The 18,605-nt window shown below is 65.8% G+C and carries 20 protein-coding genes and 1 tRNA gene; 16 read left to right on the top strand and 5 right to left on the bottom strand.

The genetic code is table 11. The features are described from left to right. Window positions 1-130 precede the first annotated feature (130 nt). The 3 genes from ETD86_RS41830 (at window position 131) to ETD86_RS41840 (ending at window position 2,884) form a co-directional block, all read left to right on the top strand. Window positions 131-976, top strand: coding sequence for an MFS transporter (locus ETD86_RS41830; RefSeq protein WP_138672180.1), 846 nt, complete (start codon window positions 131-133; stop codon window positions 974-976). A 110-nt stretch (window positions 977-1,086) separates the two neighbouring features. Next, entirely contained in the window at window positions 1,087-2,133 is a 1,047-nt protein-coding gene (locus ETD86_RS41835) for an AraC-like ligand-binding domain-containing protein (RefSeq protein ID WP_138672181.1), read from the top strand. Window positions 2,134-2,137: 4 nt separating this feature from the next. Further along, window positions 2,138-2,884: a histidine kinase gene (locus ETD86_RS41840; protein WP_246149070.1), complete on the top strand. Its 747-nt coding sequence runs from the start codon at window positions 2,138-2,140 to the stop codon at window positions 2,882-2,884. A 158-nt stretch (window positions 2,885-3,042) separates the two neighbouring features. On the opposite strand, the gene ETD86_RS41845 is transcribed toward ETD86_RS41840, so the two are convergent. After that, complete coding sequence (locus tag ETD86_RS41845) at window positions 3,043-4,257, bottom strand: MFS transporter (protein ID WP_138672182.1); 1,215 nt, start codon at window positions 4,255-4,257, stop codon at window positions 3,043-3,045. 1,158 nt (window positions 4,258-5,415) lie between these two features. On the opposite strand from ETD86_RS41845, the gene ETD86_RS60365 reads away from it, so the two are divergent. Both ETD86_RS60365 and ETD86_RS41855 read left to right on the top strand, forming a co-directional pair. Then, complete coding sequence (locus tag ETD86_RS60365; protein ID WP_425465692.1) at window positions 5,416-5,832, top strand: hypothetical protein; 417 nt, start codon at window positions 5,416-5,418, stop codon at window positions 5,830-5,832. Between the two features lie 87 nt (window positions 5,833-5,919). Continuing rightward, window positions 5,920-6,243, top strand: a complete 324-nt coding sequence (locus tag ETD86_RS41855; RefSeq protein WP_138672184.1) for a hypothetical protein — start codon at window positions 5,920-5,922, stop codon at window positions 6,241-6,243. A 365-nt stretch (window positions 6,244-6,608) separates the two neighbouring features. On the opposite strand, the gene ETD86_RS55940 is transcribed toward ETD86_RS41855, so the two are convergent. Next, complete coding sequence (locus tag ETD86_RS55940) at window positions 6,609-6,746, bottom strand: hypothetical protein (protein ID WP_170223544.1); 138 nt, start codon at window positions 6,744-6,746, stop codon at window positions 6,609-6,611. Window positions 6,747-7,216: 470 nt separating this feature from the next. Here ETD86_RS55940 and ETD86_RS41860 point away from each other — a divergent pair, with 470 nt between their 5' ends. Beyond that, window positions 7,217-8,218 carry a hypothetical protein gene (locus ETD86_RS41860; protein WP_138672185.1) on the top strand — a complete coding sequence of 334 codons (1,002 nt, stop codon included), beginning with the start codon at window positions 7,217-7,219 and terminating at the stop codon, window positions 8,216-8,218. Then, window positions 8,208-8,714 (top strand): hypothetical protein, encoded by a 507-nt coding sequence (locus ETD86_RS41865; RefSeq protein ID WP_138672186.1) that lies wholly within the window; start codon window positions 8,208-8,210, stop codon window positions 8,712-8,714. Before ETD86_RS41860 ends, ETD86_RS41865 begins: the two co-directional genes overlap by 11 nt. 32 nt (window positions 8,715-8,746) lie before the next feature. Here ETD86_RS41865 and ETD86_RS41870 read toward each other — a convergent pair whose 3' ends face one another. Next, complete coding sequence (locus tag ETD86_RS41870) at window positions 8,747-10,036, bottom strand: NsdA family TPR-like regulatory protein (RefSeq protein ID WP_138672187.1); 1,290 nt, start codon at window positions 10,034-10,036, stop codon at window positions 8,747-8,749. 345 nt (window positions 10,037-10,381) lie between these two features. On the opposite strand from ETD86_RS41870, the gene ETD86_RS41875 reads away from it, so the two are divergent. After that, entirely contained in the window at window positions 10,382-10,663 is a 282-nt protein-coding gene (locus ETD86_RS41875) for a hypothetical protein (RefSeq protein ID WP_138672188.1), read from the top strand. A 253-nt stretch (window positions 10,664-10,916) separates the two neighbouring features. Next, window positions 10,917-11,648, top strand: coding sequence for a GntR family transcriptional regulator (locus tag ETD86_RS41880; RefSeq protein ID WP_138672196.1), 732 nt, complete (start codon window positions 10,917-10,919; stop codon window positions 11,646-11,648). Between the two features lie 73 nt (window positions 11,649-11,721). Here the strand turns inward: ETD86_RS41880 and ETD86_RS41885 are convergent, their stop codons facing one another. After that, window positions 11,722-12,075: a hypothetical protein gene (locus tag ETD86_RS41885; RefSeq protein ID WP_138672189.1), complete on the bottom strand. Its 354-nt coding sequence runs from the start codon at window positions 12,073-12,075 to the stop codon at window positions 11,722-11,724. A 163-nt stretch (window positions 12,076-12,238) separates the two neighbouring features. On the opposite strand from ETD86_RS41885, the gene ETD86_RS41890 reads away from it, so the two are divergent. The 7 genes from ETD86_RS41890 to ETD86_RS41920 all read left to right on the top strand — a co-directional run bounded on the left by ETD86_RS41890 (window position 12,239) and on the right by ETD86_RS41920 (window position 18,062). Further along, window positions 12,239-12,652: a plasmid replication, integration and excision activator gene (locus tag ETD86_RS41890; protein ID WP_127935275.1), complete on the top strand. Its 414-nt coding sequence runs from the start codon at window positions 12,239-12,241 to the stop codon at window positions 12,650-12,652. Next, entirely contained in the window at window positions 12,652-12,918 is a 267-nt protein-coding gene (locus ETD86_RS41895; RefSeq protein ID WP_138672190.1) for a hypothetical protein, read from the top strand. Before ETD86_RS41890 ends, ETD86_RS41895 begins: the two co-directional genes overlap by 1 nt. Further along, window positions 12,915-13,229: a hypothetical protein gene (locus ETD86_RS41900; RefSeq protein WP_138672191.1), complete on the top strand. Its 315-nt coding sequence runs from the start codon at window positions 12,915-12,917 to the stop codon at window positions 13,227-13,229. Before ETD86_RS41895 ends, ETD86_RS41900 begins: the two co-directional genes overlap by 4 nt. 84 nt (window positions 13,230-13,313) lie before the next feature. Further along, window positions 13,314-14,885 carry an FtsK/SpoIIIE domain-containing protein gene (locus ETD86_RS41905; protein ID WP_138672192.1) on the top strand — a complete coding sequence of 524 codons (1,572 nt, stop codon included), beginning with the start codon at window positions 13,314-13,316 and terminating at the stop codon, window positions 14,883-14,885. After that, the gene (locus ETD86_RS41910; protein ID WP_138672193.1) at window positions 14,882-16,495 is read left to right on the top strand and encodes a replication initiator; all 1,614 of its coding nucleotides are present in this window, start codon (window positions 14,882-14,884) and stop codon (window positions 16,493-16,495) included. Before ETD86_RS41905 ends, ETD86_RS41910 begins: the two co-directional genes overlap by 4 nt. Beyond that, on the top strand, window positions 16,492-16,683 hold the full coding sequence (locus ETD86_RS41915; RefSeq protein WP_138672194.1) for a helix-turn-helix transcriptional regulator: 192 nt from the start codon (window positions 16,492-16,494) through the stop codon (window positions 16,681-16,683). Before ETD86_RS41910 ends, ETD86_RS41915 begins: the two co-directional genes overlap by 4 nt. Then, window positions 16,680-18,062 carry a tyrosine-type recombinase/integrase gene (locus ETD86_RS41920; protein WP_170223545.1) on the top strand — a complete coding sequence of 461 codons (1,383 nt, stop codon included), beginning with the start codon at window positions 16,680-16,682 and terminating at the stop codon, window positions 18,060-18,062. The genes ETD86_RS41915 and ETD86_RS41920 overlap by 4 nt, the downstream gene beginning before the upstream one ends. A gap of 222 nt (window positions 18,063-18,284) precedes the next feature. Here ETD86_RS41920 and ETD86_RS41925 read toward each other — a convergent pair. After that, window positions 18,285-18,358 (bottom strand) — tRNA-Arg (locus ETD86_RS41925). Window positions 18,359-18,605: the final 247 nt, after the last annotated feature.

The following is an 18,605-nucleotide window of genomic DNA, read 5'->3' on the forward strand; positions in this document are numbered from 1 at the left end:
ACACCGCCCTGGAAGCCGTCGCTGCACGCGTCCGGCGCCACGAAGAGCAACTCCGCCGACTTACCACCCGGGTCAGCTGAAAGCGTTAACCGGCCAACGCCCAGAACCAGCGTCATTAGCCGGATAAGCGGTGGATAACGCCGTCAACGAGGTGATGTTCATCGTCGGCCCGTTGCTCGTCCCCCTGCTGATGCTGCGGATGCCCGCGTCCGGGGTGGTGGCCGTGGCGGGTACCTTCCTGCTGGTCGGGACCCTATTTCTGCTCCTGTTCCCAGCTGTACGCGCATCGGCATCTGTACGGTCCGCATCTGTATGGTCCGCCCAGAACCCCGGACGCCGGCTGAGTCGCCTGGCCGGACCGCTCACCCATCGCCCCACTCTGGTGCTGCTGGTCCTGGCCGCTTTCGGCACCTTCTCCTTCGGCAGCCTGCGCATCGCCACGGTGGCCGCGGCCACGAGGTTCGACTCGCCGTCCGCGGCCGGCGTGCTGATGGGGCTGCTGTCGGTCGGTGCGCTCATCGGCGCGCTAGGCTACGGGGCCCGTGACTGGGGCGTCCCGGCCAAGCTGCTCCTCATCGGGCTATCCCTGGCCGATAGCGCGGGCATGCTGGCCGGAGCCCATGTCTCGGGGTTCCTCGCCCTCGCCGTGCTGATCACCGCGATCGGGCTCCTGACGGGACCGCGAGACGCGGTACATCCCACACTGCTCGCGGAGCACACCCCTGCTCGATACCGGTCGGAGGTCTTCGCATGGCTGAACACCTTCATGTGGACCGGGTACGGCCTGGGCACCGCCGTCGCCGGCCGCTTGACCGGCCCCGACGACAACGGAAGCCCCGCGTTCCTCACCGCGGCGGTGGTCTCCCTGCTGGCCGCGCTCGTGGCCGGCCTCGCCTATCGCCCTACGACGGTCGCTTCGACGCCATCTACCGACCACGACGACCCGGATCGTGCCCGGGCGGACCGGTCTGCATGACGACGTCAGGTGCTCCCGCACCCACGTGCTCGATGTCGGTGTCGGGACGGTGCTAGTAGGTCTCACCGTTCATGACACGCGTCCATCCAGAGATTTGAGATGTAGGTCCCGTGCATACCGTAATCCGAACCAATCACTTTCCAGAGGCCGACCGATTCGAGTACTGGACCGAATCGCTCTCCCGGGTTCTCGTGCCGGTGAATCTGTACACCCGCGATCCCGCGAGGTTCCGGGGCTCCATGCATCTGCTCGACCTCGGTCCTGTGCAGATCGGCCGCGTGACGTGTTCATCCGTCCACACGCGAAGAACGGACGAGCTCATCCGCCGGTCGGATCCGGAGGTAATCCTGGTCGCCATACCGCTCAGTGGCCGATGTGTGGTCACGCAATCCCGCGACGAGGCGTTCGCCGATCCGCAGGGCGTGCTTGTCTATCCCACATGGCGCCCCTTCTCGTTGAAGGCGTACGCGAATGAGGCGGGCATCGTAGACGGCGTTTTCGCCATGGTGCCCCGATCACTCCTTCCCCGCCCTCGTGGTGTCCACTACGACCGGCCCATGGCCCTGACCAATGCCGACGGGACCAACGCCGTGTTGCGTGATTTCCTGACCAGCGCGCTGGGCGAAATCGGCGTACTCCGACGGCCCAAGGCGGCACGTCTCAGCCTCGCCGTCGCCGACCTTGTCGCGGCGGCGGTGACCCATGACATGGGGCACGACGCGTCACAGGCAGACGCGTCACAGGGAAGGCAGGAGCGTCTCAGGACACGCTTGGCGTCCATCTATCGCTTCATTGCGGAAAACCTCGGGGATCCGGGGCTGACGCCCGCGACGATCGCGGCCGCTCACCACATGTCCACGCGTACTCTGCACCGACTTTTCGAAAACGAGGGACATACGGTGGCCCGGTGGATACGGGAGCAGCGTCTGGAGCGTTGTCATCGCGACCTCAATGATCCGACGCTGTGGCACCGGCCGATCCACGCCATAGCCGCCGGCTGGGGCATCGAGGATGCAGCACAATTCGCTCGCGCATATCGGGCTAAGTTCGGTCATACAGCCCAGGAGTACCGGCATGCCGCCATCGAACGCTTCCTGACGGCGATCGAGGGAACCGACGACGTCCGTGGCCGGGACGATCGCCGGGAAGGCGCGTGAACCCGTGAACCTGACCCATCTGAGGCGGGGATGGCAGTTCGCCGGGGAGTGCCTGCTCCCCGTTGCGGTGGCCGTTCCGCTGGTGGCCGACCTGTTCTGTGCGCCCGACTCGGACGCGCTCGACCTCGCCGCCGTCATAGTCGGTTCGCTCGCGCTCGTGGACTGGCGCCGGGCTCCCCTGGTGCCGCTACTCGTCACCACCGCCTGCATGCTGGTGCACGCGCTCCATGCCCCAGCCGGCCTGTCGGCCGCTCTCCCGGTTCTAGTGTCAGTGTTCGCCGCGGCACGGGCCGGACATCAGCTGCTCGCCGCGCTGGCCGGCGTGGTCTTCCTCGGCGCCGGCCCTGCGATGAGCCCGGCCGCCGTCTCCAGCCACCCCGGCCACGAATTCGTCGAAACCACGGGCCTGCTGCTCGGCTGGTTCATCGCCGCCGGGCTGGTCGGCGTGGTGATTCGGCTCCGGCAAACGTGCCTACGGAAGGCGGAACAGGACTCGGTCGACACCGAGCGCGCACGCGAGGAGGGCGCCAGGTGGCGGGCGGATCACGAGCGGCTGCGTATCGCCCGGGAACTGCACCACTCTCTTACCCACAACATTTCGGTCATCAAGGTCCAGGCCGGGGTGGCGGTCCATCTGGCCCGCAAGCGTGGCGAAGAGGTCCCGGCGGCCCTCCTGGCCATTCAGGAGGCCAGCGGCGACGCCATGCGCGAACTGGGCGCCACCCAGCACGTACTGCACGACCCTCGTTGAGAGGCGGAGGCAAGCCCGTACGGCCGGCGCGGCCGTACGAAGCCGTCGACGCCCATCCTCGACATACCCTGGCGGCGTGCCCGTCCCGCCCAGACGACCGTCACCCGGGTCCGCCGTCGGACGGTGCCGCACACAGCAGGAATGTCCTCCGTGCCGTCCTATGACTGGTCCGACCGGGAGGTCGTCGCCTCATGGCGACGCCAGGACGCGGCCAGTGGCAGAGCGACGACCGTTCCGGCGAGCCCGTACACGGCGATCGCGACCGGCGGACCGAGCAGGTCAGCCAGCGGGCCGCTGAACAGTACACCGATCCCCTGAGCCGCGACGAGTGCCGCGCCGGCGAAACCGACCACTTGGCCACGCCGCTCCGGTGGCACGGCCCGCACGAACGCCGCGTTGGCGATCACCTGGTACGCGGACAGAACGCCGGTGAGCGCCCAGGCGATCGCGGTGACGGCCACCCCCGGCGCGAACGCGCTCACCACCAACGGCAGACAAGCCGGCGCTGCCAGCGTCGCCAGCCTGGCCGTTCCCACCGACAGCCGGTTGACCAGGTACATTCCCAGCAGGCTGCCCGCAGGGATGGAACACAGCAGCACCCCCGCCGCTACCGTTCCGCCACCCACGGCATCCGCGTAGGGCACGGCCAGCGCCTCCGGCGCGATCGAGAACGCGGCCAGGAGGCCGAACGCCAGCAACGCACACAGCCTGCGGTCACTGGTGATCGTCTGGATGCCGCCCGAGATGTCCCTCAGCGACATGACGCGCCCGGTACGCCAGGCGGGCCGCTCTCGCACCCTCATCATCACGACCAGCGCGGACAGGGCGAAGGACAGGGAGTTCAGCAGCAGTGCCGGTCGGGTCCCGATCGCCGCGACCACCAGCCCGCCCAGGCCGAACCCGGCGATCGCAGCGACCTGCGAGGTGAACTGGTGGAGCGTGACGCCCGTCGTGTACAGGCGCTCGCCCAGCACGTCAGGCGTGGTGGCGATCCGCGCGGCTTTCTCCGGCGCGTCGATGAGCTGCACCGCGAACAGCAACACGCAGACGACGGCGAAGTGCAGTCCCGGCGCCGCCATGGCGGCCATCAACAGAGCCCGGATCATATCGCAGACGATCATCACTCGCCGGCGCGGAAAGCGGTCGGCAAGACCACCCAGCAACGGCCCGCCGACCAACGAGGGCACGAACGTCAGTGCGTAGGTGATGGTCGTGACCGCCGCGGACCGGGTGAGATCGTAGGCCAGCACGGCCAGCGCCACCCGCGCGAGCTGGTCACCCGCCCGCGAGACCAGCCCCGACAGCCACAACGCCCCGTATTCGCGGACCTCCAGCACCTCACGGAACCGCGGCCGGTTGTCCGCCGACGTCATTGCGTCAAATCCTTCCAACACGACAGCCGGGCGGCACCACGCGCGCGGCCCGCCCGGCCTGAACCGATGTCACACCGATGAAAACCTCAGCCCCAGTCGTAGCCGGGCGCGTTCCACTCATTGCTCTTGCGCATGTCGTTCCCTCCCTTCCATCCGATCTGCAGACTCGCAACAACGTGCGGCATACCGACGGCGCAGCCGACCAAGCTGCCGCGCTACAACAGACGCTCCCGCAGCAGCCTGGCCCGCGCATTAGTGCGAAGCGTCGAATGGTTGTCGATTCGCGTCAGTCCGCGTGCCGAAGTCACGTCGCGTCCGGTGGCGTACGAAGGCCCGGCAATCCTCCCCGCCGCGTCGGCCGACCTGCCGTCTACTACCGACTTCCCGCCTGGAGGGCCAGGTCGGGGCGCCTGATCGCCGTCAGCACGGCGAGGCGGTCTGAGCGAGAAACCCCATCCGCCAGTGCAAGCCGGCCGTGGTCGCGCAGGCGTCCGGATTCGTGCCCCGGTACAAGCCGCCGAGGGATCACGACTCGTGGTTGGACTCAAAGAAGCGAACGAACCGGTATCGCGCTGTAGCGCCATGCGGTCGTGGTGTCGATGCCGAAGCCGGCGGCGACCTCCGCCAGGGTCTCGCCTAATGAGCAGGTGGACGCTACATGGGCCTGGACGTCCTGGCCAAAGCCCGCGTCCGGCTCGTCGCCGGCGACACACCGATCCAGAAACCGCTCCCGCAAACACTTACCGCTTAACCTGCAGAATAGGATCACGCGAAGATCGATTCATACACCACATCCGTGGACGTGACCTCGAGTGAAGGTGAGAGGGCTTCGCCGCCGTCCTGTCGTAGCAGGGCAGTGAAGCTGAGCTAGCCCGACCGGGGCGTGCGAGGAAGGGCGGCAAGCGGCCCCGACAATGCATCCAAAGGAGAGACGAAACGTAAGCTGCCACGGCGCCAGATCACCACGATGTGTCCCCATCCCCAGTCTCCTGTGAAATTCGGCGGACCAGCAGCCTCGAGGCCCACTCAACCCTTATAGTGGCCATCCTGTAACTGCAAATTCCTCGCAATAACATGCCCGACACCAATCCGCCCGTGCGGCGGTCGCTGTTCCTCCACGCGCCGATCCGGCGCAAGCCACGCGTGATGCTGGAGCAGATGCTGGCCCTCGTGGACGACGACACCCCGCCGGACGGCCCGGGGGGACCGGTCGCGGTGTTGGAACGGCGACTGGCTGACCTGCTTGGCAAGGAGGACGCGCTGTTTTTCCCCAGCGGCACCATGGCCCAGCAGACCGCATTGCGCGAGCACCACGTCGAACCGACGACCTTCCGGCCGGCCCCTTCGAACGGTCCTGCTACGGTTGCGAAGCAATCTGATCACAGCCCACCGCAGCGATGTCGGCTCGACTTAACGTGCGCATATGCGGCGCTTATGCGGGATTGTGCTGGTAGTCGTCGGGATCATGAGTGTCTCAAGTTGCTCGCCTCCCGTAGCAGGGTCGACCGGAGTCAGCGTCGACGCAGAAGGGCATCCGATCATCGTCTTGGCATGGTGCGAAGGAGCGACTCCTGAGGGCGTACATATTTCTCATACGAGGACACCTCAGGCCCGTGGGATACCATGCCCGGCCCTTCTTCAGCCGCGACAGTCGTGGAAGACGTGAACTTCATCGCACCGTCTCTGGACGGGCAGAGCGGATCCGTCCGACTGGACACGCCACAGGATGGCTGGACGGTAGAGCCGAAACCGTTCACGCTGCGCCCAAGAGTCCTCTATCACGCATTCGGCTACCAGGGGCGGGGCTCCAACCAAGTCAACACCAACCACGTCAGCTTCTCCGCCGACAGCGTGGCAAAACTCAAGCCAGGCTCGGTCCTGGTCCAGCGGTACGACGAGAAATTGTCACCGCCCGATTGGGCCGACGTCACGATCACGCAGGAGGAGTTCGACCGCCAGGGCCAGGATCCGGCCAACTGCCAATGATCACTCCTCCTTACCACAATCGCGGACAGTGCATGGAGGCAGTACCAGCCGCGTATCGAGGGCTTCATCCACGGGCAACAACGCGACGATCAGCCCGCGCCCCCTCCTGCTATCGCGCGACGCGCACACCCTGCCCTGCCGGATCATCCCGTCGCCGTCGTCCCACCCGTCAGGGAAGCGGGCCAAAGGCCTGGGGTGAAGGTGGAGCCCCCAGCTGGAGGAACGACCTTCGCCCCAGGCCTTTGGTCTGCTTGGCTCGTCCTGGGGCGATGGCGACGGGATGATCCGGCTTCCGCCTCAACCGCCCGCGGGCCTTGAGTTGCGTGTAGCGATCATCCCGGAGCCTGAGGCCCCCGCCGGAGGCGCTATTTGCGGCCGCGCAGCAACGTCACGGTTAGCCAGATGATGGTGGGGAGGAGGAGCAGCAATACCGCTATACCGCCCGCGACGAGAAGGGCGCCGTCGCTCGACGGCGAGTAGATGAAGGCGTCATCGTCGTCCACGGTGTGACGGTATCGGACAAGAGGCGCGACGTGGTGTGGAAGCGGCCCGAGCACGGGCGCGCGCGAGAACGGCCCCCAGGCCGCACGCGCAGCGTGCGGCCGAGCGCAGGGCCGCGCCGGCGGCGCGAAGCGCCGCCGCTTGATCTCTATGAGAGCAATTCAGCAACGACACACCGTCGTCGATACGTGTTGCCGTGCGTCTGGCCCGCGCTCCGGATGGGGCGACCTTGCGCTCTGGTTCGTCTCACTGCCCGAACAGCAATGAGCTGATGACAGCGACCTCAATCCTTGGGCGATTCTCCTACTTCGCCGAGCGGGCAGCGCCAGTGACGCAAGTGGCCTCGTGGAGATCATTGAGATGACTGAAGAAGGCTTCAGAGATTGACATATGATGCAATAGATGTAACGTATGACTCACTCCTGCCAATATGCCATATAGCAGTACATATGTCTGGCTTGGAAGGCTTCACATGACACGCTATTCGGTCGCAGCATACGGGCTCAAAGTCGCACCATTTCGCCAGAACAAGAAGTTTCTCAATCTAGGAGACATGGATGGACGCGGCCTTGATCTACTACATCTAATACACGGGTTCCTTAAAAGCATCCAGACCAGCGCGATCATAGAAGAACAATTCGGTCACTATCTCTCGACAGAGAACATCACCATTCAAGGCAGGTCCATATCCTTTGGCGCTGAGTACGGCAGGTTCGGCTTCGAAGGCGCCGTAAAGAATGTCCGCACAAACCGACGCACTCATCGATTCGGCGTGGATGAGTCCGCAGTGGTTCACGTACGCAATATGATCATCGTTCCTCCCAGTTCGAACACCGCACTACTTCTGGCGGAGAGATGCAGCGGGAGAGGGGCTGCGAGCATTTTCCTGCGCCACCTCACGAAGGCCTTCCGGAAGCGATTCCATGACGAAGGGCTGATTCTACACAAGGAAGGATTAACAGAGGAGGCTGCCTGGAAGAGATTTATGGAGCGTGCTCGCCTTACGCAGATTAAAGTGGTCCGGTATTCAAGGAACCACGACCTGGCCGACGCAATCACCGGGATCGGTGAAACTCATATCGGCAGGCTGGAATACACTGTCAAGCCCCTTCGCTCCAGCGGTCTTGCCAGGCAGCTTATATCCCCCCTAATGGATCGTTCCCTCAAGCCCGAAACTCAGATATTGGGACTGCGCGACGAGGTCGAGGCCGACGAGATTCGCCTTCAACTGACTGATGGAGACCAGCAGAGAGAGATCGTACTTGGCAAGGATGGACTCCCCACTCTCGTCTATCCAATCAAGACCTCCAACGAGGATCGCCCTCCCGATGAGGCCGTCTACGACTACATGACCGAGTTGGCCCTGACGCTGGCGCAATCGCTAGAGCTTGGGTTACCATCGAATTGGAAACTGGGCTCTTGGACCAAGCAGGCCAAAGCGGTCCAGATGGAGGCGGTGAGAGATGAGTGCTAAATGGTCCATCCTGCCCCTCGTAGAAGATCACCTTGATACATTCAGAGATCAGCGCACCAACGAGCTACGGCGTCAAGATTATCTTTCTTTCTATGCATTTCCGCTAGCCATCGGAATAGCGTGCTACTTATTTGATTTCAAAATGCAAGACCCCGCGAGCATACTTGCAGGAATAGCTGTTTTCACCGCCCTTCTCTTCGGGTTACTCATACACATTTTCAGCATGGGCCTACGCGTCAATGATGATCCCCGTCTTCCCAAGTCAGGAAAATTGGCAACGCTGATCGACCAACTACAGGCCAATGTAAGCTACTCGATATTGATCGGCATTATAACTACCGCTTTTTTGATCGCAGCAGCAGCAATACGCGAGAACAATCAGCCAATCAACAGTTTTCTATCAGCTATTATCACTACGCTGTTAGTGCACTTGATGCTCACCGTGTTGATGGCCCTCAAGAGAACACGAGCAGCATACGCGGCTCTAAGATTCTAGCTGCTGGTCGAACTGCGAGACGGCTTATCTTGTTACTCAAGCAACTCTGGACGCCGGTTCGCGAGTGCTCGCCGTGCAGTCACAAATCGTTCGTGGAATTCAGTGGCAAGTGCATCTTTGCGGTAACGCTGCTGCAGGATACGGTCGAGGTCGCCAGCGCGATTAACCAAATCAGTGAGGGATCGTCGGTCGATGTCGAAGGCAGCCAGGCCCTCATCGGCAGCCGCGTCGAGGTCGCCGCGCCGGGCGTGGATGATGCCGAGATCTATGTGCGCGTCGGCGACACGCATGGGGGCGTTGGAGGTGCCGTCCGGGCGGGTGTGCATCTGGATGGTTTCGCGGGCGTGTTCCTCTGCACGGTCGTCGTCGGCGAGCCAGGTGTAGCAGGTAGCGGCGTAGAAGATCCACTTGGCGTGGTCGAAGACGAAGTGGTGGTCGGGGTGCTCGGGCATGGGCACGCTGCCGAGGACTTCGGCTCCGCGGGTCAGGGCGCGGTCGGCTTCGCGGCGGTCTCCGATGCGGGCCAGGCCGCGGGCTTCTTGGAGGGTGAGTTGGACCATGGCGCTGCTGGTGCCGGCGACGGCTTGGCCCATGCGGGCGGCGGCGACGACGTCTTCGTAGCGGCCTTCGACGAGGGCGAACCAGGCTGACATTTCGTGTGCCCAGCCCATGAGTTCGCCGTGTCCTACCTGGCGGCCCATCTCGAAGGCGGCGCGTCGGGCCGTTTCGGCCTCTTCTCTCTCGCCCAGGTCGTAGTGGACGCAGCCCAGCAGAGCTGTCAGCCAGCCGGTGATCACGAGCAGTTCGCGGTGCTGGTCCAGGGTGAGGCGTCCGGCGAGCAGGCGGTTGATCTGGGCGAGGCGCTTTTGGGTGCGGTCCCGTAGCGTGCCTGCGGGCACGACGGGGTAGGCGCGGCATAGCAGATCGACGGCCTCGGCAAGGGCCTCCAGGGTTCCGGTTCCTACGTCGGATGCCTGGAGTTGCTGGGCGAGTTCCATGGTGCCGTACAGGTCGGCCTCGGCACGGAGGGCGTCGGCGGGGATCACGCGGGCCTCGATGAGGCCGCCGCCGGTCTGCTTGGTCTGAGAGAACCCGAGCGCTTCTGGCTCCAGCCCGGTCAATTGGGTGAGTGCCAGCCGGTACGGCGTACGTGGCCAACGGACTTCGCCGGCCTCCCAGCGACGGACCCGTTCCTCATCACACGTCAGGCGTTCGGCGATGCCTACTGGTGTGGCGTTGATGCGGTCGGCCATGTCCGCGCGGGTGAGCCGGTGCTCGTTGCGCCAGGCGCGGAGGCGGACGTTCGGGATGTAGTCGCGCATCTTCGGGTCTTCCTCCCGGCTGGGGGCTCGAAAGGGGAAATGAGGGGGCCGTTCAGGGGTCCTGCTCAGACTCGGTTGCCGGTGGACTTGTCATCAATCAACCACGGTACGTCACGCGGCCTCCTGCCACAGGGAACGCCGGATGAACGAGGAGATGGCGACGGTGATCCGGCCAGACGAGACAAGCAAGACGTCGCCGTGCCCCGGCTGCCGGGGACGCGGGATCAAGCTGCGCGACTCGCGCCGTGCGCTCCTCATCGGCGACTGCGACGGAGATCAGACCCCTAGTGAGGAGCGGGAGTGTCTCGACTGCCTCGGAGGCGGCCAGGCCGAAGGGAACGGGAAATGAACTCGATCATGCAGGCGGCGCTGAACTTCCCTCAGAACCGGGAAGAGGGCGACATGCTCGTCCGGCTGCGCGACCAGCTCACGAACCTCGGTGTCAACGCCGAGCTGCGGGACAACAACACCGCGCTCATGGTGCACAAGCGTGAGGCGGGGATGCCGGTGTGGGTGTTCGTCGGGTTCGGCGGGGCCTACTACTCCTGGCAGAGCGCCGAGCAGCGGCACCCGACCGCTGATCCGGAGGGTGCGGCGAAGCTCCTGGCTGAGTACATCGCCAGGTGATGACCGGCGCGGCGAGACGAGCGCGTTCCCTATCGGAGGGGGTAGGGACGCCGCCGCCTCGTCTCGTCGCGCCACTCCCGGCAGGCAGTTGCAGTGGTGGCCCCCGCGGCGACCTTTCCCCGCCCGGCTGCTGTGCTGCCTGCCGGTTCTCTCTGTACGGCTCCCCGCCTTGTCGCAACTGCGTGGACAGGCTGTGGCTGGCCGGTTACTCTCAAACTTGGTAAAACAACCTGTCGGCTGTTGGACGGTCATGATGTCGCTAGAGTCCGTGCCGCCTAAGTATGCGCAGCTTGTCCAGACTCTTCAGAGGCGCATCGAGGCAGGAGACTACCCACCGGGCACGCTCCTCCCCAGCGAGAACCAGCTCATCCAAGAGTTCAGCGTCTCCCGTCCCACCGTGGTCGCCGCCCTGCGCGTGCTGCGTGAGCAAGGCTGGATCGAGTCCCAGCAAGGCAAGGGCCGTTTCGTGCGCGGCCGTCCGGCCATGGCCTCCGTTGAACAGAAGCGGCCCGGACAGGCGTACCTGACCAAGCCGGAGGCCGACACCACCGGCGAAGTTGTCGAAGTGGGCGCTGTCACCGCTCCGAACCGCATCGGTGTGCTGCTCGACGTGCAGCCCAAGAGCAAGGTGTTCGTCCGGCGGCGGCTCATCGTGCGTGACGGCGAGCCGACCGAGCTGGTGTCGCTCTGGCTGCCGTTGGATCTCTCCGGAGGTACGGATCTCACCAGTGGTGAGCCGTTGCGGCAGGGGTTCCGGGAGCATCTTCAGGCTCGTAAGGGCGTCCGGTTCGATCACATCGTAAAGCAGATCACCGCGCGCATGCCTGCGTCCGACGAGGCCAAGCAACTGGCCATGCCCAAGAACATCCCGCTCCTAGCGGTCTTCGGCGCTGTCCGTGATGCCTCCGGCCGGCCCCTTGCTGTCGTCGAGGTCCTGCTCCCTGCTGACCGGCACGAGCTGGAAGACGCCTACCCGATCACGTGATCGGGCTGCCGTCTATGTGCAGCGGTGGTCCCAATCGCTAGAGCTGATGTCGCTGAACTCCACAACGACGGCTCTACCGTCTCCGGTGTCCTCGCCCCAGGTCAGACGGACGTTGGCCTCGTTCTCCCACTCCGGCAATCGCGGCCTTGCGGTAGTAGGCACCGATCTCCCCCGCCGACAGGCCGGTGCTGAGAGGCAGTCGGATCTCATAGTGGCAGTAGTCGCCACTTCCACCGGAGTTCTTGCCGAATTCGGCTTCGGTGTCGCCATTGCTGCGTGTCTCAGGCGGCAGCGGGATGGCCAGCACTCGCTCATGAAAGTCGTCGAGCCGGGCATCGTCACGCCATACCGGCTTCATGATCAGTAGGAACAGCCCGACCAGCGGGGCGATCACGACCACGGCTAAGCAGCCCCACAGGATTCGCACCAGATCCTCCCGGATGTTTGGGCCATCGGCTTGGGCGACTGTCTATCGCACTGGTGACACGGCCGTCACCTCACACCTAGTCACTTGACCTAGCAAGCTACAGAGAGTTACGGTCTAACTACTTGATAGGTCGAGTGCCTGTCATCCAAGAGAGGAACCCGTTATGGCTCTGCAAGGCCCCATCCCCGTCACTTTCGCCATGGTCTTCCCGCACGGCTGCTACATCGTCGGCGAGGTCGAGCCCGTCAAGGACTTCGACGCCTCGTCCAACGGCCGGTTCGTGCAGGCCCGCGACAAGCAGACCGCAGAGCTGGTCTGGCAGGTCGCGGTCATGGACGGTGACCCGACCCTCAAGCCCGCCCAGAAGACGGTGGCGGTCAAGATCCTGGCCCCGGTTCAGCCGGTGCCGCCGCAACCGATGCCGGGGCTACCGTTCACGCCCGTCGAGTTCGACGGCATCTCGGTCACGCCGTACGTCAACGCGGCCGGACGTCTCGCCTACTCCATCAAGGTCCACGACATGCACGCTCCCCGACAGACCGCCCAACCCGCCAAGGCCGGAAAGGAAGCCGCCTGATGACCCGACGCCGCACCCCGCGTAACAGCGTGATCCGGCTGACCACCGGACACGCCGCCCGCACCATGAACCACCCGTTCGCCCGCCGTGAACCCGTCCTGGCGCTCGACTTCGGCGCCACCTCCGTCCTGGTCACCACGAGCGGTCCCGTGACGGCGGAGGACCTGGAGTTCGCACGCCAGCTCGCCCGCGAGGCCCACCGCTTCGCCCGATCCATGGAGCGCAGCTTCTACGGCCTGCCCGACGGCGAGGGGATGGCGGCGTGAGCGAGCCCCGGCCCTACACCTACGTCACCTTGTCCATGCGGCCCGACTCCGCACCACACGTCGGTGTCTCCTTCCACACGTCGCGGCTGAAGGTCCGCGCCGGACTGCTGATCAGCAATCCGCGGCCGTACCTGGAGTTCAGCTCCCACGAGGCCGACGTGCACATCTCTACCACCGGGGCCGGGCCGGTCACCGACGCCGACCTGGCCACCGCCCGCGAGATCTTCAACGCCGCCGCTCGCTATCTGGCCGACTGCGAGCTGCTGCACGCCGAAGAGTCGGCCAAGGACGCCAGCGACACGGCGGCCTGAGACGAAGCGGGGCCGCTGGAAGCGGCAACTTCCGGCGGCCCCTCGGTTCTCCCCTGACTCCACATCACGAGAGGTTCCCAGCTTATGTTCAAGCGGCTGCCTGGCGATGAGGCGCGCAACCTCGTCTCCACCACGCCGGATACGGCCGTCGTCTTCCGACCGGCCGTGCTCAAGACTCCCGCCATCATCACCTTCCTCGTCTACGGCTGGCGCTTCCTGGCTGCCCTCGTCCGCACGACATGGCGGCATCCGGTCGCCGTCGCCGTCCCCGTCGTCCTCGGCGGCATCGGGTATTGGTACGGCTGGCCTGCTGCGGCATCCACCCTTGGCTTCGTCGTCCTGTCCCTGCTCGCCTGGGCCTGCACCGACGGCGATCTCTTCTCCCGCATCGTCGGCTTCCGGCTGCTGGCCTGGTGGCGGCTGGTGTCGGTCTACCGGCGTCACTGGCATGGCGTCATGGACGTCTCCGGACTGGCCAAGCGCATCAACGGTCGCGTCTACATGCCGCGTCTGCTCCGCGTCACCTGCGACGGCTGGGCCGACCGCATCACGGTCCGGATGCTCGGCGGCCAGGCGGTCAAAGACTGGTCCGACCGCATCGACAACCTCGCCCAAGGCTTCGGCGCAACCTCCTGCCGGGTCGCGCTCGTCAAGGGTGGCCGACTGCTGCTGACCTTCCCGCGCAGCGATCCGCTCGCCGCGCCCATGCCCGCCCTTCCCATCCCGGACGAACCATCGGTCGGACCGGTCGAGATCGGCAAGCAAGAGGACGGCCGACCGCTCCGGCTCAAGGTGCACGGCACGCACGTCCTGATCGCGGGCGCGACCGGGGCGGGCAAGGGTTCGTTCCTGTGGGACACCATCCGCGGCTTGCTCCCCGCCATGCGGGCGGGCCTGGCCGAGGTCTGGGCGCTGGATCCCAAGCTGATGGAGCTGTCCTTCGGGCGGGAGCTGTTCCAGGGCCGGTACGCCGCCGATCCGTCCGACTGCGCCGACCTGCTCGACGAGGCCGTCTCCGTCATGCAGAAGCGAGCGGCCGCTTTGCCAGGCCTCCAACGCTCCCACGTCCCGACGATCGAGGACCCGTTCGTCCTGGTGCTCGTTGACGAGGTGGCGTTCCTGACCGCCTGCCAACCCGACCGGCAACTCCGGCAGCGCATCTCCGCCGCCCTGGCCACCCTCGCCACCCAAGGCCGCTCGGTCGGCGTCGGCGTCATGGCCGCCCTCCAAGACCCGCGCAAGGAGGTCATGAACATCCGCAACCTGTTCCCCGACAAGATCGCCCTCCGGCTCGACGAGTCGGAGCAGGTGGACATGGTCCTCGGCGACGGCGCACGCGATCGAGGCGCACTCGCCGACCACATCTCACCCATCCCCGAGCAAGGGGCCGGCGTCGCCTACATGCGGCTAGAGACATCACCCGAACCGATCAGAGTGCGAGCCGCCTATGTCTCCGACACCGACATCCGCGCCATGGTCGCCTACTACGGGGCAGGCCGCATGACACTCGCCCACTTCCTCGACGGCCTTCGCTGCGCCACCTGCCTCACCCTGAACGTTCTCTGGCTCGACCCGGTCCGCGCCGTGGTCGAGTGCTCCGAGTGCGGCCAAACCGCGCTCATCGTCACCGATTCCGACGAAGGGAGGATCGCATGACCCATGCGCAAGACCGCGCCCTCCCCCGCGCCGTCCGACAGGCCATGCCGATGGTCCGAGACGTGCTCGTAGAGGTCGCCAAGCTCCACGGCGTCTGCATCCGGCCCATCCCGCTCAAGCGGCTCGACACCCACACCGGCAAGTGGGAGATCATCGACGTACCGTGCGGAGCCACCCTCGACAGCAAGTGCCCGCCCTGTGCCAAGCGCAACAAGCAGCTCCGCAAAGCCCAGTGCCGCGAGGGCTGGCACCTCGACGAAGAACCCACCATCACACCCGACGAGGCCAACGAGGAACAGCGCTGGCTCATCGAGTTCCGCGCCGACGTCCAAGCCCAGCGTGACGCCGCTGACAAGGCCAGCCAGGACACCGCCGAGCTGGATGCGCTGATCGCTGGCCTCGACGAGGAGATCAACGCCGCCGGGATGCGCGGCAACGTCCTCGGCCGTACCGCCGCCAAGCGCTCCCGCTCAACCAGGCGGCGGCGGGACGCTCCCGACCTGCCCAAGCGCAAGATGACCAACACCACCCTTGGACGCACCTTCCAAGGCACGGACGGCAAGACCTACCGGCCGTCCCTATTCGTCACGCTCACCTTGCCCTCGTACGGCAAGGTTCGCGACGGCGCACCCACTGACCCCGACACCTACGACTACCGGCGCGCCGCCCGAGACGCGCTGCACTTCTCCAAGCTCGTCGATCGCTTCGTGCAAAACCTGCGCCGAGTCGCGGGCTACGACGTGCAGTACTTCGCCGCCGTGGAGCCTCAGAAGCGGCTCGCGCCCCACCTGCACATGGCCATCCGTGGAACGCTCCCACGCGCCGAGATCAAGCAGATAGCCGCCGCCACCTACCACCAGGTCTGGTGGCCCCAGGCCGACGAAGTCGTCTTCGACGGCGACCACATGCCCGTCTGGCAGGACGGCACCGGCTATCTGAACCCGGCCACCGGCGAAGTCCTGCCCACCTGGGATGAGGCCCTCGACGTGATCGACGAGGACGCCGAACCCCTTCACGTGATCCGCTTCGGGGAACAGGTCGATGTCCACGGCGTCTTGGCTGGCACTCCGGACGCCGACCAGTGCATCCGGTACCTGTCCAAGTACCTCACCAAGTCCATCGGCGACGCCCTCGACGGCGGCCAGGCCCAGCAACAGCACGCCACCCGCATGCTGGACGCCCTCTGCTACGAACCCTGCTCACCGACCTGCCCGAACTGGCTGCGCTACAGCATCCAGCCTAAGGATGCCAAGCCCGGCATGCAGCCCGGCCGCTGCCGTGGCAAGGCCCACAAGCCGGAACACCTCGGCTACGCCGGACGTCGAATCCTCGTCTCCCGCAAGTGGTCCAATAAGACCCTCGCCGAGCACAAGCAGGACCGCCGCACCTGGGTCCTGGAGGCCCTCGGCCAGACCGGCCAGCCCACCGACCCACACCGCTACGTCTGGCGCCCCGTCCCGGCTGGCGACGCCAACGTGCCGCCCCTCGCCGTACGCCTCCTCAGATCCGTCCACGAACGCCAACGCTGGCGCGCCCACCTGCGCGAACTGGAGGCCCGAGCAGCCGGACAAGATCTTTCGGCAACCGAGGACGTCGGGTGGGCCGCATGACCGCACGAGACGAGCTGCTGACCGTCCGACAGGTCCTCGACGAACTCGGCGGCGTCTCCCGCCGCACCTTCTACCGCTGGCGCGAGATCGGCAAGGCACCGGAGGGCATCCGCCTGCCCAACGGCGAACTCCGCATCTACCGCAGCGACCTCAATGCATGGCTCGAATCCCTCCGGAGCGCCGCATGACCACCTCTTACAAGGTCAAGTTCTGGGACATCCGCACCAACACCAGAGCGGACAAGCCCGGTAAGAAGCCCCGGATCGTCTCTCACACTGTGCGGTGGACGGTCGGCAACCGCGAGAAGTCGCAGACCTTCAAGACCAAGGGGCTGGCCGAGAGCTTCCTGTCCGACCTGCGGCAGGCGGCCAAGAAGGGCGAAGCCTTCGACATGGATAGCGGCCTTCCCGCTTCGATGGTCAACGCCAAGGATGCCCGGACCTGGTATGCCTTCGCCGTCGCATACGTCCACACCTGGTGGCCTCACGCGGCAGCGAAGTCCCGTGAGGGCATGACCGACACCCTCGCCACCGTCACCCGCGTCCTGGTCGGCGACGTACCCGGACGTCCGTCCGACGAGATCATCCGGCGGGCGCTGCGCGAGTACTCCTTCCTGCCCGAGGACCGCAGGCGGGAGCCGGCACCGGAGATCTCCCGCGCTGTCCGCTGGCTGGAGGGCGCTTCGCTCCCGCTGAGCGCCCTGGAGGAGACCAAGCACGCCCGTGCGGCGCTGGAAGCCCTGGCGCTGTGCCTGGACGGCACGCCTGCGGCGACCTCGACGTACCGCCGCAAGCGGGCCGTCTTCCATCACGCGCTTGAGTACGCCGTGGAGCTGGAAGAGCTTTCGGCAAATCCGCTGCACAAGGTCAAGTTCCGCAAGGCCAAGGTGAGCGGCGAGATCGATCGGCGCTCGGTGGTCAGCCCCAGGCAGGCGCGTGAACTGCTCACCGCGGTGACCTACGTCGGGCGGTCGCGCGGGCCGATGCTGGCCGCCATGTTCGCCTGCATGTACTTCGGCGGGCTTCGCCCGGCAGAGGCTGCGGGACTGCGGCAGAAGGACTGTCAGCTTCCAGAGAAGGGCTGGGGGCTGCTGACGCTGGAGAAGACCAGGCCACAGAGCAACAGGCGGTTCACCGACTCGGGGCAGGCCCACGACGAGCGCGGGCTGAAGCACCGGGACGTGAAGCACACGCGCACCGTGCCCATCCCGCCCGAGTTGGTGGCCATCCTTCGGGACCACATCGCGGCGTTCGGAGTCGGCGAGGACGGCCGGTTCTTCCGTACGCGCACGGGCGGCGTGATCTCGGGTTCGGCATACGCGAAGGTCTGGCAGGAAGCCCGGATGTACGCCTTCACCCCCGACCAGGTCGCCTCTCCCCTGGCGGGCAGACCGTACGACCTCCGGCACGCGGCCGTCTCGCTCTGGCTCAACGCGGGCGTGCACGCCCCAGAGGCGGCCGAGAGAGCGGGACACGGCGTGGACGTGATGCTCCGCGTCTACGCCAAGTGCATCGACGGCCAACAGGAGATCGCCAACCGGCGCATCCTGGAAGCACTCGCGGCGTGACACAGGAGCTACGGCAGGACCCCGGGACACCTCGGGGTCCTTTCGCCGTTCCGGGCGCCCGAACTGCTGCGCCGACCTGGGCAAACGTGGCTGCGAGCATTCCGCGTATGTTCCGCGAGCAGTGGCACAGGGCTGCTTTCGGCGGCCTCCCGCTGCGTACGGCGCAACCGGGGCGATCATGCAAAAGACCAGGTCAACCCGTGGATTGCCTGGTCTCGATTGCGCGCCCTGCAGGATTCGAACCTGCGACCGTCGGATTAGAAGTCCGGTGCTCTATCCAGCTGAGCTAAGGGCGCTCCTGCCTTATTGTGCATGATCCTGCGACTTGTCATGCACTCGTTTTCACCGTGTCAGCCTTCCAGCCCCGTGACACCGCCCCTGAGCAGCGTTCCTGTAGCCGGGATCCTCGGCGTGTGGCGGGCTCTCGATCATCGCGAAGGGGTGGAAAAGGCGGGGCGATCGTGGGGTGGGAAGGTCTAAGCTGTCGTGGCATGGTCGCGACGCTCCTGCATGAAATACCCCTGCAGGGTGGGGATGTGACTG

The sequence above is a fragment of the Nonomuraea turkmeniaca genome (assembly GCF_005889735.1).
Classification (GTDB): Bacteria; Actinomycetota; Actinomycetes; order Streptosporangiales; family Streptosporangiaceae; genus Nonomuraea; species Nonomuraea turkmeniaca.

Coding starts and splice junctions, on each gene's coding strand:
- ETD86_RS41920 (WP_170223545.1), top strand. CDS start 16,680: ATGACCACCTCTTACAAGGTCAAGTTCTGGGACATCCGCACCAACACC.
- ETD86_RS41875 (WP_138672188.1), top strand. CDS start 10,382: ATGAACTCGATCATGCAGGCGGCGCTGAACTTCCCTCAGAACCGGGAA.
- ETD86_RS41905 (WP_138672192.1), top strand. CDS start 13,314: ATGTTCAAGCGGCTGCCTGGCGATGAGGCGCGCAACCTCGTCTCCACC.
- ETD86_RS41910 (WP_138672193.1), top strand. CDS start 14,882: ATGACCCATGCGCAAGACCGCGCCCTCCCCCGCGCCGTCCGACAGGCC.
- ETD86_RS41880 (WP_138672196.1), top strand. CDS start 10,917: ATGTCGCTAGAGTCCGTGCCGCCTAAGTATGCGCAGCTTGTCCAGACT.
- ETD86_RS41915 (WP_138672194.1), top strand. CDS start 16,492: ATGACCGCACGAGACGAGCTGCTGACCGTCCGACAGGTCCTCGACGAA.
- ETD86_RS41895 (WP_138672190.1), top strand. CDS start 12,652: ATGACCCGACGCCGCACCCCGCGTAACAGCGTGATCCGGCTGACCACC.
- ETD86_RS60365 (WP_425465692.1), top strand. CDS start 5,416: ATGCTGGCCCTCGTGGACGACGACACCCCGCCGGACGGCCCGGGGGGA.
- ETD86_RS41865 (WP_138672186.1), top strand. CDS start 8,208: ATGAGTGCTAAATGGTCCATCCTGCCCCTCGTAGAAGATCACCTTGAT.
- ETD86_RS41870 (WP_138672187.1), bottom strand. CDS start 10,036: ATGCGCGACTACATCCCGAACGTCCGCCTCCGCGCCTGGCGCAACGAG.
- ETD86_RS41860 (WP_138672185.1), top strand. CDS start 7,217: ATGACACGCTATTCGGTCGCAGCATACGGGCTCAAAGTCGCACCATTT.
- ETD86_RS41890 (WP_127935275.1), top strand. CDS start 12,239: ATGGCTCTGCAAGGCCCCATCCCCGTCACTTTCGCCATGGTCTTCCCG.
- ETD86_RS41845 (WP_138672182.1), bottom strand. CDS start 4,257: ATGACGTCGGCGGACAACCGGCCGCGGTTCCGTGAGGTGCTGGAGGTC.